At 29.2% G+C, this 16,231-nt stretch carries 13 protein-coding genes; all 13 read left to right on the top strand.

Annotation, left to right across the window (positions count from 1 at the left end; genetic code table 11):
• The first annotated feature begins 35 nt into the window (after positions 1–35).
• The 13 genes from P8F83_RS12465 to P8F83_RS12405 all read left to right on the top strand — a co-directional run bounded on the left by P8F83_RS12465 (position 36) and on the right by P8F83_RS12405 (position 16,227).
• Entirely contained in the window at positions 36–734 is a 699-nt protein-coding gene (locus P8F83_RS12465; RefSeq protein ID WP_326511409.1) for a response regulator transcription factor, read from the top strand.
• Positions 734–2,098, top strand: coding sequence for a sensor histidine kinase (locus P8F83_RS12460; protein ID WP_326511408.1), 1,365 nt, complete (start codon positions 734–736; stop codon positions 2,096–2,098). The genes P8F83_RS12465 and P8F83_RS12460 overlap by 1 nt, the downstream gene beginning before the upstream one ends.
• A 78-nt stretch (positions 2,099–2,176) precedes the next feature.
• A complete protein-coding gene (locus tag P8F83_RS12455; RefSeq protein WP_326511407.1) occupies positions 2,177–2,710 on the top strand; it encodes an ECF transporter S component in 534 nt (177 codons plus the stop codon).
• 46 nt (positions 2,711–2,756) lie between these two features.
• Complete coding sequence (gene cax / locus P8F83_RS12450) at positions 2,757–3,800, top strand: calcium/proton exchanger (RefSeq protein WP_326511406.1); 1,044 nt, start codon at positions 2,757–2,759, stop codon at positions 3,798–3,800.
• Between the two features lie 130 nt (positions 3,801–3,930).
• Positions 3,931–4,263 carry a PadR family transcriptional regulator gene (locus tag P8F83_RS12445; protein WP_326511405.1) on the top strand — a complete coding sequence of 111 codons (333 nt, stop codon included), beginning with the start codon at positions 3,931–3,933 and terminating at the stop codon, positions 4,261–4,263.
• 1 nt (position 4,264) lies between these two features.
• Complete coding sequence (locus P8F83_RS12440; protein WP_326511404.1) at positions 4,265–5,086, top strand: VanZ family protein; 822 nt, start codon at positions 4,265–4,267, stop codon at positions 5,084–5,086.
• Positions 5,087–5,375: 289 nt separating this feature from the next.
• Positions 5,376–6,317 (top strand): AAA family ATPase, encoded by a 942-nt coding sequence (locus tag P8F83_RS12435; RefSeq protein WP_326511403.1) that lies wholly within the window; start codon positions 5,376–5,378, stop codon positions 6,315–6,317.
• Positions 6,318–7,541 (top strand): DUF58 domain-containing protein, encoded by a 1,224-nt coding sequence (locus tag P8F83_RS12430; protein WP_326511402.1) that lies wholly within the window; start codon positions 6,318–6,320, stop codon positions 7,539–7,541. It begins immediately after the preceding gene.
• Positions 7,528–9,867, top strand: a complete 2,340-nt coding sequence (locus P8F83_RS12425; RefSeq protein WP_326511401.1) for a transglutaminase-like domain-containing protein — start codon at positions 7,528–7,530, stop codon at positions 9,865–9,867. Before P8F83_RS12430 ends, P8F83_RS12425 begins: the two co-directional genes overlap by 14 nt.
• A gap of 264 nt (positions 9,868–10,131) precedes the next feature.
• On the top strand, positions 10,132–10,710 hold the full coding sequence (locus P8F83_RS12420) for a TetR/AcrR family transcriptional regulator (RefSeq protein WP_326511400.1): 579 nt from the start codon (positions 10,132–10,134) through the stop codon (positions 10,708–10,710).
• A gap of 19 nt (positions 10,711–10,729) precedes the next feature.
• Positions 10,730–11,803, top strand: coding sequence for an NADH:flavin oxidoreductase (locus tag P8F83_RS12415; RefSeq protein ID WP_326511399.1), 1,074 nt, complete (start codon positions 10,730–10,732; stop codon positions 11,801–11,803).
• Positions 11,804–11,945: 142 nt separating this feature from the next.
• On the top strand, positions 11,946–12,995 hold the full coding sequence (locus P8F83_RS12410; RefSeq protein WP_326511398.1) for an ATP-binding protein: 1,050 nt from the start codon (positions 11,946–11,948) through the stop codon (positions 12,993–12,995).
• A gap of 565 nt (positions 12,996–13,560) precedes the next feature.
• Positions 13,561–16,227 carry a PRD domain-containing protein gene (locus tag P8F83_RS12405; RefSeq protein ID WP_326511397.1) on the top strand — a complete coding sequence of 889 codons (2,667 nt, stop codon included), beginning with the start codon at positions 13,561–13,563 and terminating at the stop codon, positions 16,225–16,227.
• Positions 16,228–16,231: the final 4 nt, after the last annotated feature.

Here is a 16,231-nt window from a genome sequence, read left to right as displayed (position 1 = left end):
TAATTTAAGAGAATCTATAAAACTAGAGGTGAAACATGAACAACATATTGATAATAGAAGATGAAGAAAAGGTTGGAGAGGTAATTAAGGCCTATCTAGAAAAAGAGGGATATAAGGTGTACCATGAAACAAGAGGACTGATGGGCCTTGAACTGTTCAAGAAAATAGATTTTAAACTTGTTATATTAGATTTGATGCTTCCTGATATCAGTGGAGAAGAAGTTTGTGAAAAGATAAGAAATTTTTCTGACAATAAATCAGAGGTATATCTGTACATGTTAACTGCAAAAGGATCATTAGAAAACAAAATAGAAGGTTTAAATATGGGGGCAGATGAATATTTAGTTAAACCCTTTAGCCCTAGAGAACTTACAGCAAGGGTAAATGCATTGTTTAGAAGAATAGGTGCTTTAGATAAATCTGATATACTTTCCTTTAATGATGGTAAACTCATAATAAACTATGATGAAAGATGCGTCTTGATAAATGGGAAAGGGATATCAGTTACTCCAAATGAGTTTGATATCTTATATGTATTAGCTAAAAATAACGGAAATGTACTAACAAGAGAACAACTTATAGATAGAGTTTTTGGATTAGATTTTGATGGATATGATAGAACAATAGATGTACATATTAAAAATCTTCGTAAGAAGATAGAGGAAGATAGCAAAAATCCTAAATATATAATAACTGTAATGAAGGTAGGTTATAAATTTGGTGGTGATAGTTAGTGCAATCAATTAGAAGAAGATTAAGTATACTGTTTGTCGCATGTTCTATTATAGCTATTCTTTTTATAATTCTGTTTGTTAATCTTACTATAAACAACAAGTTTAATAAATACATGCAGGATATACAAGATAAGAGGTATGAAAGAATAGTTGACTACATGCAGGAAGTATATAAGAAAGATGGGAAGTGGAGTGAGAATTCGGGAAAAGAGTTAGCTCATGAAGCTTATATGGGAAGCTACTGCATCACTCTTTATGATAAAAATAAGGATGTTGTATGGGGCATGGATCCTAAAGATATAAAGTTTAACTCTATGATGATGGAGAGTAATGGAGTATATTCAACTAAAAATTTTGATATAGTTGTTGATAATCAAATAGTTGGATATGTGGATATAGGACAATATTCATCTGTATTATTAACAGAAGAGGATATCAACTTCAAATCATCTATAAACAAGAGTATTATCTTAAGTGGAGTATCAGCCATGATATTAATAATAGGGATAAGTATGTATTTCTCTAAACAGTTTACATCTCCTATTAAAGCGGTCATAGATAGGTCTGTAAATTTATCTAATGGGGAATTTGAAGGTACATCAAACATGAAAACTAATATCAAAGAATTAGAAGAGTTAAAAATCAGTATTGATGTATTAGCTCAAAAACTTAGCAATCAAGACAAACTTAGAAAACAGTTGATTTCTGATATTTCCCATGAAATAAGAACCCCATTAAATGTACTTCAAAATAATCTAGAAGCAATGATAGATGGAGTTTTCCCTGTTACAGATGAAAGACTTAACTATCTAAATGAAGAGGTTATAAGATTTGGAAAACTTCTAAACAATCTAGATACTCTAAAGGAATTTGAATCAGAAAGCATAAGATACAACTTTGAAGTAATAAATTTAGAAGAACTATTAGATGATATATGTAAGGATTATTATATGATTTCCAAAAGGAAGAATATACAACTTAATTATTTTGTAGAATCAAAAAATGACTTTAGTATTTCTGCTGATGTTGATAAGTTAAAGCAAGTTTTTATAAACTTAATATCCAATGCAATAAAGTTCACTAAGGGAAAAGGCAATATCTCAATAAAGTTGTACTCAAAAAACAATAAAAGTATAGTTGAGATTAAGGATGATGGAGTAGGTATTAATAAGGAGGATTTGCCTTTTATATTTGAAAGGCTTTATAGAGGAGATAAAAGCAGGCACAAAACAGAAGGCAATGGTATTGGACTTACAGTAGTTAAAAGTATACTGCAGATGCATTCTGCAAAAATAGAAGTAGAAAGTGAAGTTGGAGAAGGAACTACCTTTAGAATATATTTTGAAGAAGCCATTAGGAATTAAATTCTGATGGCTTCTAATTGTTTGATATGGAAAATAATATAATATAAGTATATAATTTTATTAAAAGGAGGGAATGTCGTGGAAAATAAAAATACAAAAAATATCGTAAGAGCAGCAATACTATTAGCAATAGCTATAGTGGTACAGTTTATAGGAAAAAATGTTCCAGAAGTAAACCAATTTTTAGTTGGTCCTTTAGTAAACAGTGTACTTCTGTTAACAGCATTTATCTGTGGAACTAAATTGGGAGGAATAACAGGAGCTTTAACACCTATAATGGCATTACTTGTTGGACAACTTGCCTCACCAATGATGCCTTTTATACCTTTTATAATGATAGGAAATATTTTATATGTGGTTTTATTTGGATTATTAAAAGATAAAAACCTTGGTCTTTATATAGGGATTGTAGTAGGTGCATTTATTAAATTTATATTCTTATATTTATCAGCAACAAAGCTTGTATATGTATTTGGATTAAACTTACCAGAGAAAATATTAGTAAAACTTGCAGTGTCAATGGGCTTTACTCAATTTATAACTGCAATTGCAGGTGGAATTATAACTGTGATTATTATAAAAATACTTAAACAAAGAAAGGTTATTATCTAAGATGTACTAGAATTATCTAGTACACCCTACATATTGGTGAAGACTTATGAAAATATTAAGATACTTATTAATTTTTATTCCAATCAGCATAGTGGGAGAATTCTTACACTTTTCACCTACGATTATGTTTTTACTGGCAGCTCTTGCAATAGTGCCCTTAGCAGGATTAATGGGAGAGGCAACTGAGGAAATATCAGTTTACACAGGCCCTAAGCTTGGAGGATTTTTAAATGCAACCTTTGGTAATGCTACTGAACTTATAATATCATTTTTTGCACTTAAACAAGGACTATTTGATGTGGTTAAAGCCTCTATAGCAGGATCTGTTATAGGAAATATACTTTTAGTACTTGGAGCTAGTATACTCGCTGGAGGAATAAAGTATAAAACTCAAACCTTCAATAAAAAGGTAGTAGAAGTATCCTCAAGTATGCTTTTATTTGCAGTAATTGGACTTGCTATACCTGCAATATTTACTCATACAGTGAATCCAGAACTTCTAAATAGTACATATGAGGGGTTAAGTATTGTAGTCGCTGCAATCATGTTTATAATTTATTTATTGAGTTTGTTTTTTAATTTCTATACTCATAAAGATGTATATGCAGTTGAACATGAAGAAGAGGGGGAAGCTAAGTGGTCCTTAAAGAAATCTATTTTGGTTTTAGTATTTGCAACAGTTTTAATAGCTGTGGAAAGTGAATTTTTAGTAAGTGCAGTGGAACCAATGACAGAAGCTTTGGGATTAAGCACTTTCTTTGTTGGTATAATTCTTATTCCTATCATAGGAAATGCAGCTGAGCACAGCACTGCAATAGTGATGGCAATAAAAAACAAGATGGATGTAGCTATTGAAATTGCTATAGGATCAAGCTTACAAATAGTTTTATTCGTAACTCCAGTACTTATATTCTTAAGCTTATTATTTACTCCTATGGATATAGTTTTTAATGAGTTTGAACTTATATCCCTTATAGTTGCAGTACTTATAGCTAATAGAGTAGCTAGTGATGGAGAATCAAACTGGCTTGAAGGAGTTCAGCTGTTAGCAGTATATGCAATAATTGGGGCAGCGTTTTTCATATTTTAAAATAAAATAAAAAATACAAGGAAGCTTTTTAGCTTCCTTTATTATTTTAGAATAGATTAATATTTTATAGAATATAGTACTTTACAGAATAGAGTACTGTGTTCTATAATTTTCTTTAGGAGGTAATTTTATGGAATTAAATAAAGAGCAAATTAAGGGATATATTGAAAGTATAATTTTAAGTATTATAAAGGATGAAGATAATTATGGATATGAAATATTAAAAAGTATAAAAAAAATAAGCCATAATAATTTTGAAGTTAAGGAAGGTACCTTATATGTTGTTCTTAAGCGACTAGAATTGCAAGGGTTAATCACTTCATATTGGAATGATAATGACAGTGGTGGTGGAAGACGAAGGTACCATAAAATAACTGAGAAGGGTTTAGAATATCTATCTATTAAGAAACAAGAATGGATTTTCTTTAAAGAAATTTTAGATAGTGTTTATAAGGGGTGTTAATATGGAAAGAGTTGATAAATATATAAATTCAATTTATAGAAATTTAAAAGTTGATAGTTCAGAATTAAATGATTTAAAATCAGAGATGAGGAGTCATTTAGTTGAAGCTATTAAAGAATTAAAAGAGGAAGGTTATTCGGAGGATGAAAGTATAACAATAGCTCTTGAAAAGTTTGGTGATAAATTTCATCTTGAAGGAGAACTTACTCAAGTATTTAATATAAAAAAAGATAATACAATAACATTGATATTATTATCATTAATATATATACCAATTGCATATTCTATAGCTTATTTTACAGGACCAGGTACATTTTCAGGAATTAGTCTTTTGATTATATTAATTCCTGTATATAGTATTTATACAATTTTATTAATTATTATAAAATTAAAAAAGCATATTGTTATAAATAAACTTTATGAATTTACAAAGTTTTGTTTTATTGTTTATTTAGTAATTTTATTTGGAAAACTATTATTTCCAGTAGAAATGTATCCTGATTTATCTAAAAGCTCTTTTCCAGATATTTGTGCACCTTTATCTTATAAGATAACTACAATTATACGAGAAATTCTATATTTTATTCCCTTAGGGGCATTAACACCTATTGTTAGTAAAAGATTTAAATCTCTAAAAAAAGTTATATTTCTCACCGTCTTATTTCTTGTTATAAAAAGTATTTTTGTAGTAATTATATCATTACTTGGTATGGGAGTGTATAGAGCTATTTTTATTGATTTATTGATAATTAATATTATTGGATCTTTATTGGGATATTGTATATATAGTATTTCTAAAAAGCATATGAAGCTCAACTTTTAGTTGTGTATTCATTAACTTCAGAAACATTTTTAAATGGGAGTTCAAGTAACTCCTTTTTATTTATTCTTTTTATTGTCTAAAGCAAGTCCAATTACGATACCGAGACATAGTCCAAGTGCTAATTGGTCAAATAATATTCCAAATACAAGTCTGATTCCATAATTTGTAACCATTTTTTCACAACATGATAACACATATTAACTGAAAAAAAGTAGAATTATGTGATAAAATTATAATATGTAAGAAAATTGGATATAATTACAGAAAAGTTAGATAATCGAGGTGAATAATGAAGGATATTGCGAACATACTACAAAGAATTGTTGATAACATTGAGAATGTAATAATAGGAAAAAGAGAAACTGTTGAGTTAGTTGTAATTTCTTTGGCATGTAATGGACATGTTCTTATAGAGGACATACCTGGAGTTGGGAAAACTAGTCTTGTTTCAGCTCTTGCAAAATCAATAAATGCTAGTTTTAAGAGAATACAATTTACACCTGATATTTTACCATCAGATATAACTGGATTTACTATGTTTAATCAAAAGACTAGGGAGTTTGAGTATCGTCATGGTTCAATAATGAGTCAAATAATACTTGCAGACGAAATAAATAGAACTTCTCCTAAAACTCAGGCAAGTTTACTTGAAGTAATGGAAGAAAATCAAGTAACAGTTGATGGTACAACATATAAGGTTCCTAAACCTTTCATGGTTCTTGCAACTCAAAATCCAATAGAGTACCTAGGTACTTATCCCCTTCCAGAGGCACAACTTGATAGATTCTTTATGAAGATATCAATAGGTTATCCTAAAAATGAAGATGAAAGTAGAATACTTGCAAATCTTCAGTATGAAAATCCCCTTAATAATCTTAGTTTTGTTGCAGATAGCAGTGATATAATTTGGGTTCAAGAAGAAATCAAAAAGATTCACTTAGATGAAAGCTTAAGAAACTATATAGTAGCTATAGTTGAGAAAACTCGTAATCATCCTGATGTAGTTATAGGTTCAAGTATAAGAGGATCTATTTCTCTATTTAGAGCAGCACAGGCGTGGGCTTTCTATAATAGCAGAAATTATGTGATTCCTGATGATATCATAAAAATGATGGTACCAGTACTTTCTCATAGATTAGTTTTAAGCCAAGGAGCAAAGCTTAAGAAAATTGGACCAGAAGATATTCTAAAAGATATAGTACAAAGTGTACGCGTTCCTATGGTGAGATAGATGAAAGCAAATAGAGTCTCATATATATTCATTCTTTTCATGGTACTGATGTTTGTATACTATTATGGAGGCAAGGTTCCATATATGCTTTTATATACAGTACTAACCCTTCCTATAGTATCATTTTCAAATCTTGTTTTTGGATACTTTGGTTTTAAATATTCACAAGAAGTAGAGAGCGAGTCAGTTGAAAAGGGAGAAAAGGTAAGGTACACCCTAACTGTTATAAACAATGGATTGTTTCTTCTTCCATATGTGAATATAGAATTACATGACAGCGCTAATAACAAATCACGAAAGGCTTCAAGTAAAAATGTGTTTATCCCTCCTTTTAGTAAAAGAAGATTTAAGCTTGAGTATATTTATAAATATAGAGGAGAATTTCAAGTAGGGGTTAAGAGCATTGAAATGCGGGACTTCCTCGGAATATTTAGGTTAAGATATAAAGCTAAAAAACCTCTTAAAGTCAAGGTTTATCCTAGAGTTATAAATATAGAAAGATTTTATGTAAGGGAAGATATGCACGCTTATAACTCTTTAAATCACAAGGGTATATATGAGGATACTTCTGTAGTTGATGAAATAAATAAATATAATTATGGAGATAGCTTAAACAGGGTACATTGGAAGCTTACAGCAAAGATGAATGAGATGATGGTAAAGAAGTTTGAAGGAACTGAAGCTCAGAATCTACTGTTTATATTTGATCTTAAGAAAAACTCTTATAAAGAAGAAAGCAATAACCTAATTGAAGATAAACAAATTGAGGCTTCAATTGGGGTTTTAAAATATCTGATAGATACTAGTGCTGAAGTTAAATTTTCCTATTACGACAAAAAGATAGTTAATTTGGAATGCAGAAGCCCTATGGATTTTGAAAATCTTTATAGATTTTTTTCCACAGTTAAGTTTAATCAAGATATAAATATTGAAGATATTATCTCCCTTATGGTAGATGAAAATGTAAATATGCAAAACATACTTATAGCAACTTCAAATATAAGTTGTGAAATTTATGAAGTTTTATATAAGGTAAAAAGGGCTAGTAATAATATAGGGTTAATTTATGTATCTCCTAAAGAAATTGAAGGCGAAGGCAAGGATATAAGTGGAATTCTTATAGGATTAAAAGAGATTGGAATAAACTTATATTATATAAATATAACAAGTGATATAAAAACTGTGCTTGAAAATGGAGGGGATATAATAGATGAAAAACTTTAAAAATACTTTTACAAATATAATAATTAGTATATTTTTTAGCTTCAGCTTTATTCACTCAATTATTCAGATTACAGTTATGAAGTCAAGTTATAGCTCATTATATGTTTTTATAGTAGTTTCTATATTGACCTCCATATACACCATCATATTAAGAGATAAAAGAAGTGAAAAAGTTTCAGCTTCAGCTTTTTTCTTAATCTCATTAGGTTTATTTCTTTATTTTATCAAAAATCAACAAACCTTTAAGATTATAGAAAGTTATATAGCTGGTGAAGAAACTCCTACAATAGAACATCAAAAATATATCTTTTTTGGAATAGCTATTGTTGTTTCACTGTTAGTATATATATTTACAGTTAGAAAGTTTAACTTCTATTTTCTATTGATTGTGGGGGGAGCCTTATTTTCCATACTGTGGATTAATAAATTCTTTATTAAATCATCTTTTTATCTTTATGTATTTCTGATTTTGCTTTCCTATTTTAAGCATATATATATAAGAAATATTCCTAAAGAGAAAAGAAGTTCTAGTGAAGTTCCAGCATCATTTTTACTTTCAGCTCTTCCAATATGCTTAGTGATTTTCATATTTGCATATATGATTCCTCCTTTAAGCAATGAAGATATAAAGTGGAAGTGGATGGACTTAAAGATAAAATCAGCTCATAGCTATGTTAGAACAAAACTAAATATAAATACCACAAAACCTTTTAACTTAAGTTCTACAGGGTTTAATCCTAAAGGTTCAAAATTAGGAGGCGATACAGATCTTGATAATACACTAGTAATGAGTGTGGAATCCCCTAGGGGAGGTATATATTTAAAAGGTGCAGTACGAGATACATATACTGGCTACTCCTGGGAAACTAGTGATTCAGAGCTTACGAATCTAGGAGAAGTGAATACACTTGTATCATTTAATGAGGATTTGCTTGAACTATCAGAAGGAAGCAAACTTATACTTGATGGGCCTATTGTTTTAGATCAACTCTTTGATAAGGTACCAATAAAAATCACTTATGAAAATCTACAAACAAATACGATTTTTGTACCATCAAAAACAGAGGAGTTAAATTTCGGTGATAAAAATACAGGGGTTTTTGTTGATAATTATGGAGTAGTATCTAGTGACATTTTACTTGATAGACAATTTGAGTATATGGTCAATCTTTATGATATCAATAAAAATAGAGAACAACTGGATTATCTAGGCTCAAAAAGCAGCAGAGGACTATATAGAGATTATTTAAGTGGAACTAAAAAGAGTGGTCAGTATGCTTTAAGTTCATCATCACAATGGAATATTAAAAAGTATGATGATATTTCAAATGATAGGTATTCGAAATATCTAGAAGTTCCAGCTAGTGTACCAAGTAGAGTAAGAGAACTAGCGTTAGAAATAACATCTAAGCCTAAAAATGATTATGGTAAAGTAAAAGCCATCGAAAGTTATCTATCTCAAAACTATAAATACACCTTAAAACCTGGAAGTGTACCTCAAGGTAGCGACTTTGTAGACTACTTTTTGTTTGATAAAAAAGTTGGCTATTGCACATATTTTGCTTCAGCTATGACGATTTTAACTCGTTCCTTAGGACTTCCAGCTAGATATGTTGAGGGATATGTTCTTCCCAATAGCCCAACTTATGGTACAACATATCAAGTTACAAATAATAGAGCACATGCTTGGGTTGAGGTTTATTTCGATGGTTTAGGGTGGATTCCTTTTGAACCTACAGCAGCATTTTCACAAAATTTAAGTCAGGAAACTGTTGCTAATCCTATAAATAATCCTGTAGATAATAGAGAAAATCAACCTGAGAGAAATGAAGGTTCATCAAGTACCAACAATAATTTAAGAGAAGAGAAGGAAGAGGAAACTCAAACAGTTACTAAAAGCTCTGATCCTAAAAACCTAGGTTTAAAAGTTGGCTTAGCTATATTTTTAATATCAGTATTATGGATAGCAGGCTTTTCTCCAATTAAAAGAAGATATTATATGGATAAATTAAAAAAATTAACTACTGAAGAACAAGTAATAGAGTTTTATGATTATTTTTTAAAAGCTCTTTCTGTTCAAGGACTTAAGCTTGAACCGGGAGAGACTCCACTAAAATATTCAATGAGAGTAGCAGAAAACTCTAATTTATCAGAATTTAATAGAGTAACTTATATATTTATAAAGGCTAGATATAGTAATACTTCGGTTGATGAGAAAGAACTAAAATTTATAATGGATTTTTATTGTAAGTTTCCACGGTACTCTAAGGAGAGAATAGGAGTATTTAAGTATTTTCTTTATAGCAAGATACTTGGAGTGATATAAATAGTAGATTACTTTTAGAACGCGTTTTTGAGTTAATGCTGTAGCAGTCATAGTAAAATAAAAACTTTATAAAGACCCCAATATAACGAGATCATTTGTAGTGATTGTTATATTGGGGTTTTAACAATTTAATTAAATAAAAAAATACTTGACCGTTCATTCTCTTATTGATATACTCAGTATATAAATTAAAGAACGGTCATTCTTTAATTCTAAATTATGAAAATAAGTTCAAATAAAGAAAGTATATGTTGGGAGGTAAAAATGGGAAGAAGCAGAGAGTTTGACGAAGAAGTTGCTCTTCATAAAGCGATGGAATTATTTTGGGAGCAAGGTTATGAGAAGACATCTATGGGAGACTTAGTGGATCATATGGGAATACATAGAAAAAGTTTATATGATACCTTTGGTGATAAACATACCTTATATCTTAAAGCTATAGATTGCTATAAAGAATATATTCAAGAGAAGATAAAAGAAAAAACGCTAAATGCTGAAACTTCAAGTAAAGCTATAGAAACTATCTTTGAATATGCTATTGGAGGAGAAAAAGATAAATCATTAGGATGTTTACTTGTAAATGCAACTACTGAACTGGCGCTAAGAGATAGAGAGGTTGAGGAAAAGACAGAAGAGTCTTTTTTAAGAACAGAGAGTCTTTTTGCGGAACTTGTTCGAAAAGGACAACAGACAGGAGAATTTTCAAAAAACTTTAATGCGGATGATTTAGCGGGAATTTTACATAGCACACTGCTTGGAATTAGGGTATATACTAGAACTTCAGTGAGCAAAGAAAAGTTACATCATATAGTAAATAATTTATTAGCAATGTTTAAAAATTAATTAAGAGGAGAGTATTTTTATGAAAACATTATTTGATTTAACACAATTGTCAGGAATGAATATGAGGAACAGATTTGTTCGTTCAGCAACCCATGATGGTAGAGCTGATAGCTTAGGACATGTTACAGAAAAGCTTGTTAATCATTATGAAGAACTTGCAAAAGGCGGTGTTGGAACCATTATAACTGGGTTAACAAATGTAACAGATATAGAAAAAATTGTTCCAGGACAAATGGCAATTTATAATGATTCCTTTATATCAGAGTACCAAGAACTTACAGATGCCGTGCATAAGCATAGTGCTAATATTATTATGCAACTTGTTTGTAATGGAGCTCAAAACAGAAGTAATAATGAAGGTGCATTATGGGCGCCTACTGTAATTGAAGATTTAGCATCAATGCCTGGAATAAAAGAAATGACTAAAGATGATATAGAAATTATGAAAAAAAGCTTTATTAATGGAGCAGTAAGAGCAAAAAAAGCTGGTTTTGATGGAGTGCAATTACATGTAGCACATGGATATTTACTTAGCCGCTTTTTAACTCCTTATTTTAATAGAAGAACTGATGAATATGGTGGAAATATAGAAAATAGGGCAAGAGTGGTTGTGGAGATTTGTAGCGGTATTAGAGAAGCAGTTGGTACTGATTATCCTATTCTAGCAAAAATAAATTGTGAAGATTTTATGGAGCAAGGACTAAATCTTGAAGAGTGTAAGTATGTATGTAAAGTGTTAGAGAAAGCAGGGTTAAGTGCTGTTGAAATTAGCGGGGGGACAGCAGGATCTAGAGCTAATGAAGGAACAATTAGAAGAGTAACTTCAGAAACAGAAGCATATTTTAGAAAGTATGCAGAAGAAATTGCAGAAGAAGTTGACATTCCAGTTATATGTGTTGGCGGTCATAGAGATATAGATAACTTAACAGATATTATTAAGGAAACAAAAATTGAGTACGTTTCTCTTAGTAGACCTTTCATAAGAGAACCAGAGCTTGTTAATCGTTGGATAAGTGGTGATAAGACACCAGCAAAATGTATTTCATGTACCAAGTGTTTTGGTGTAGAAACAAAATGCATATTTAATAAATAAAATCATATAGTATGATATTTTGATTGGTACAATCAATATCAAAAATAAAAAACTCAGTGAAGCTGAGTTTTTTGTCTTTTTAACCGAAATTAATACCTTAACATATAATACATGGAACTTTAATTAGGAGATGATGAGGTCTATGAGAAAATATGAAAACAACAAGGTAAAATCAAATGAGTTTGAAGTAACCTCTTATGATGACATGGTACATCCAAAAGGAAATATTGAGGATTTAAGATTGGGATTCATACGACAATATCTTTATGATATAGAAAGTCCATTATTTGAAGAAAAATTAAAGACTTCAAAAGAAAAGTTACTAAAAGAGCTAGATATGATTGATGATGAACTAAAACCTAAAAACATAGGACTTTTGATGTTTAATGAGAAACCAGAAAACTTTATTCAAGGATGTCAGTTACAGTTGGTACACATTGTAGGACTTACTTCTGATAAGATCATAAAACAGACTTTTGATGGGCCTATTTATGAGAAGATAAGAGGGGTTTTAAGATATATGGAAACCTACGTGATAATGTTAAAATATATAGAAGGAGATAGAATTTACAACTATCCATTAGAGGCGATAAAAGAAGCTGTTGTAAATGCTTTTTATCATAGAGACTATTTAAATGGTACACCTACAGAAATAAAAATAGATAGGGAGAAAATTGTTATTATAAATTATCCAGGACCAGATAAGTTTATAAAAAAAGAGGATATATATAAAGGCGAAGTTTTAGTTAGAAGATATAGAAACAAGAGAATAGGTGAAAGTTTAAAAAACCTTAAGTTATCAAGGGGGATAGCTACAGGTCTATCAAAAATCATGAAAGCAATGAAAAATAATAATTCAAAAGAACCTATATTTGAAACTGATGAGAAGAGATCATATTTCATGGTCAAATTATATGTAAATTCTCATTTTATGGATGAAAAAGAAAAACAAGCTGTGCAATCAAATAAAAAGGAACAAAGAGATATTCTTTTAAACAAAAGAGAAGAGAAGATATTAGAACTTTTGGCTCAGGGACCTTTATCAAAGAAAGAACTATCAAACTATCTAGGATATGGAGATAAGAGTGGGAATCTAAAAAGAGCTATTTGTAAGTTGTTAGAACATAAGTTAATAACTTATACTGTACCATCAAACATAAGGAGTAGAAAGCAAAAATACAAACTTATATAAAAAAAGGAATAGGTTTCATAAAGAATCCTATTCCTATAATATACATTTTTAGGGAAGTCGTTTACAAACTCTGCCTGCAAGCTGAAAACTTGCATTCTTAATATGAATATTGAAATAAATTATATTTTGATAATTGCTACATTTAAACTGCGTATATAACTTCATATGTATAAGAGTTTGTAGATAAAACTTATATTGTAATATCAGCTTGTAATTATATTATAACAATAGAGTTTTCTAAACACAATAGGGCAATTTATTTTTTATTAGATTTTATTTAAAAATATAAAATACTAATAAAAAATAGTGTGCATGAATTATTAGATTAATCCTTGCACACTATTTTTTTATTTGATACAGATTGATTAAAATGATAGTATTAAATATGTTTACACACTATATACAGTAGTATTTTAATTGAACTATATTAATACACTAATTATGTATTTGATTAAGTGTATATATAGGATTAAAATGGCAAATTTAGAGCGATTGACATGTTATGAAAATGATTTTAGAATGAACTTGTACAGTGTATTGTGTATAAGTTCAGAGGAGGGAAAATATGAAATCCAATAGAGAGTTAATACTAGATTTTATTAAAAAGTATTCCAATTCTGTTACTGGAGAGACTGTAGAAGGTGTTTCTACACAATATCTGTCAAATAAATTAGGAATGCAACGTACCAATGTAAGCAGGGTTTTAAATCAATTAGTTTTAGAAAACGAGATAGAAAAAATAAATGGTCGACCAGTTCTATATCGTATAAAAAATTCTGCAACTAGTGATAGGGAGTACTCGTGTTTTAAAAAATTAATAGGAAACTATGGAAGTCTAAAAAATGGAGTGAAACTTGCAAAAGCGGCTATACTTTACCCTACTCAAAGTTTGCATTCTTTGATTCTAGGTAAAAGTGGTTCTGGAAAGAGCTATTTTGCAAATTTGATGCATCAATTTGCAATAGAAAACAACATTATTAATGAAAAAGCACCTTTTATAAAATTTTCATGCAAAAATTATGTAAATGATTTAGCTAAAATGGATCATGAATTGTTCCTAAAAGATAATAGCATCGTTGAACAAGCAAATGGTGGAGTGTTATTTATAAATAATATAGAGCTTTTGACGGTTAAATCAAGAAACTATCTCTTTGACTTAATGGAAACTGGAAGTTTTGAAGAGAAAAGTGATAGCTTAAAAAGTAAAATTATAATAATTTGTGCTATGAACGATTCTAATAAAAATGATACTTTAGAAACTTATATGAATAAGTTTACTGTTCATATCAATATTCCAACTTTAAAGGATAGACCGTTAGAAGAAAGATTAGAATTAATTCAGCACTTTTTTGCTGTTGAATCAATGCATATAGGAAAAGTCATAGAAATAAATTCTGAAGTTTTAAGATGCCTTTTATTGTATGAGTGTGATTTTAATATAAAGCAACTAAGAAAAGATATACAAATTGGTTGTGCTAATGCATATGTAAGAGAATTCAATTCTTCAGAAAAGAAAACATTGAAACTCTACTTATCAGATTTTCAACATTATATAAGAAAAGGATATTTAAATTATAAGAATAACAGAGAAGAGGTTGAGAACCTTATTCCACAAAACTATAGTTATTCTTATTCAGTTGAGAATGTTGAAAGAATAGAAGTTACTGAACCTAGTTATGAGGATTCACAAACAGTATATAGTGTTATTGATAGAAAAGCTGAGGAACTTAGAAAACGAGGAATTCCTGATGAGGATATAAATGTTATTGTAAGCGTAGACATTGAAAATGAGTTTAAACAGTATACAAAAAGGCTTTCCAATAAAATTGATAATAGAGAACAACTAACAAAAATTGTAGATAGTAAAATAATAAATTTAGTAAGTAACTTTCTAGATGAAGCGGGTAATCTTTTCGATAGAGTTTATTCTACTTCTGTATTTTACGGATTGTGCCTTCATTTGGGTGCTGCTCTACAAAGAGAAGCCTTTACTCAAAGGTTAAGTAATACTCAGATAACTGATATTATTGAAAGGTATAAAAAAGAATATACTTTCTGTGTAAATTTTGCTACAAAATTAGAGTCTGTATATAATATAAGGCTACCAATAGATGAAGTAATTTTTATAACAATGTTTGTTTGCGAAAAATCAGTTATAGATTCTACAGATAATAAACCCGTTGTTTTAGTAGCTATGCATGGTAATAATACAGCATCCTCTATAGCTGAAGTTATTAATACTCTAGTAAAGGGAAATAACACGTATTCTTATGATCTTTCACTAGATAAAAATCCACAAACAGCTTATGAGGAAATGAAAGAGCTCATAACTAACATTCATAGAGGTAAGGGCATTATATTCATATATGATATGGGATCATTAAAAACTATAGTAGAAATGATTTCGAATGAATTAAATATAAAGATAAAAATGATAGAAATGCCTGTAACATTATTAGGGCTTGATTGTTCTAGAAAAGCCATGATGGAGACTAATATTGACACCATATATGATAACGTTATTGATTCATATAAGAAGACAGCTTGGCTTAATAACGAAATATACTATAGAAATAAAAGTTCAAATGTTATTATCACTTTATGCATGAGTGGTGAAGGTGGGGCGGTTCAACTTAAAAGTTATATTGAAAATAATATAAGTAACAAGAATGTAGAGATAATATCTCTTGCAATTTCAGATAGAAGTTATTTGTTAAAAGAGGTAAATGAAATAAGAAAAGATAAAAATATACTTTGTTTAGTTGGAACTTATGATCCACAGTTATATGGTATTCCGTTTGTATCAATTAAACAAATATTTGAAACTAAATCTCTAAATTTTGAAAAATTACTAAAGATAGAACCTGAAAATGTATTAAATAATGATATATATGAAGGAATATATGAATATTTAAATGAGCAGTTAACACACATTGATGTTTCGAGACTTAAAGATATTATGCCATTTGTAATGAATGATATTATAAGTAATATTGAAGATATAAGTAATGAACAAGAATTAGGTTTATTTGTTCATATAGCTTGTAGCGTAAATAGACTAGTTTCTAAGGAAGAAATGTATGAAAATATTCATACCATAGAGATTATTAGAAAGTATAAAGACTTATTTAAGATTATAAATAAGGCACTATCAAAATTAGAAAAGGAATTCAATATTATATTTACAGATAGCGAAGTTGCGAATATCATCAGTATCATTAAAAAATTATAGTGAG

Source organism: Clostridium intestinale (assembly GCF_035905475.1).
Lineage (GTDB): Bacteria > Bacillota > Clostridia > Clostridiales > Clostridiaceae > Clostridium_T > Clostridium_T intestinale.
Note: the sequence above shows the minus strand (reverse complement) of the source record. Positions and strands in the feature narration are given on the sequence as shown.

Excerpts from the sequence above, each read along its gene's own strand:
- P8F83_RS12435 (WP_326511403.1), top strand. The coding sequence starts at position 5,376 with ATGAAGGATATTGCGAACATACTACAAAGAATTGTTGATAACATTGAG.
- P8F83_RS12415 (WP_326511399.1), top strand. The coding sequence starts at position 10,730 with ATGAAAACATTATTTGATTTAACACAATTGTCAGGAATGAATATGAGG.
- P8F83_RS12410 (WP_326511398.1), top strand. The coding sequence starts at position 11,946 with ATGAGAAAATATGAAAACAACAAGGTAAAATCAAATGAGTTTGAAGTA.
- P8F83_RS12420 (WP_326511400.1), top strand. The coding sequence starts at position 10,132 with ATGGGAAGAAGCAGAGAGTTTGACGAAGAAGTTGCTCTTCATAAAGCG.
- P8F83_RS12440 (WP_326511404.1), top strand. The coding sequence starts at position 4,265 with ATGGAAAGAGTTGATAAATATATAAATTCAATTTATAGAAATTTAAAA.
- P8F83_RS12425 (WP_326511401.1), top strand. The coding sequence starts at position 7,528 with ATGAAAAACTTTAAAAATACTTTTACAAATATAATAATTAGTATATTT.
- P8F83_RS12405 (WP_326511397.1), top strand. The coding sequence starts at position 13,561 with ATGAAATCCAATAGAGAGTTAATACTAGATTTTATTAAAAAGTATTCC.
- P8F83_RS12445 (WP_326511405.1), top strand. The coding sequence starts at position 3,931 with ATGGAATTAAATAAAGAGCAAATTAAGGGATATATTGAAAGTATAATT.
- P8F83_RS12465 (WP_326511409.1), top strand. The coding sequence starts at position 36 with ATGAACAACATATTGATAATAGAAGATGAAGAAAAGGTTGGAGAGGTA.
- cax (WP_326511406.1), top strand. The coding sequence starts at position 2,757 with ATGAAAATATTAAGATACTTATTAATTTTTATTCCAATCAGCATAGTG.
- P8F83_RS12430 (WP_326511402.1), top strand. The coding sequence starts at position 6,318 with ATGAAAGCAAATAGAGTCTCATATATATTCATTCTTTTCATGGTACTG.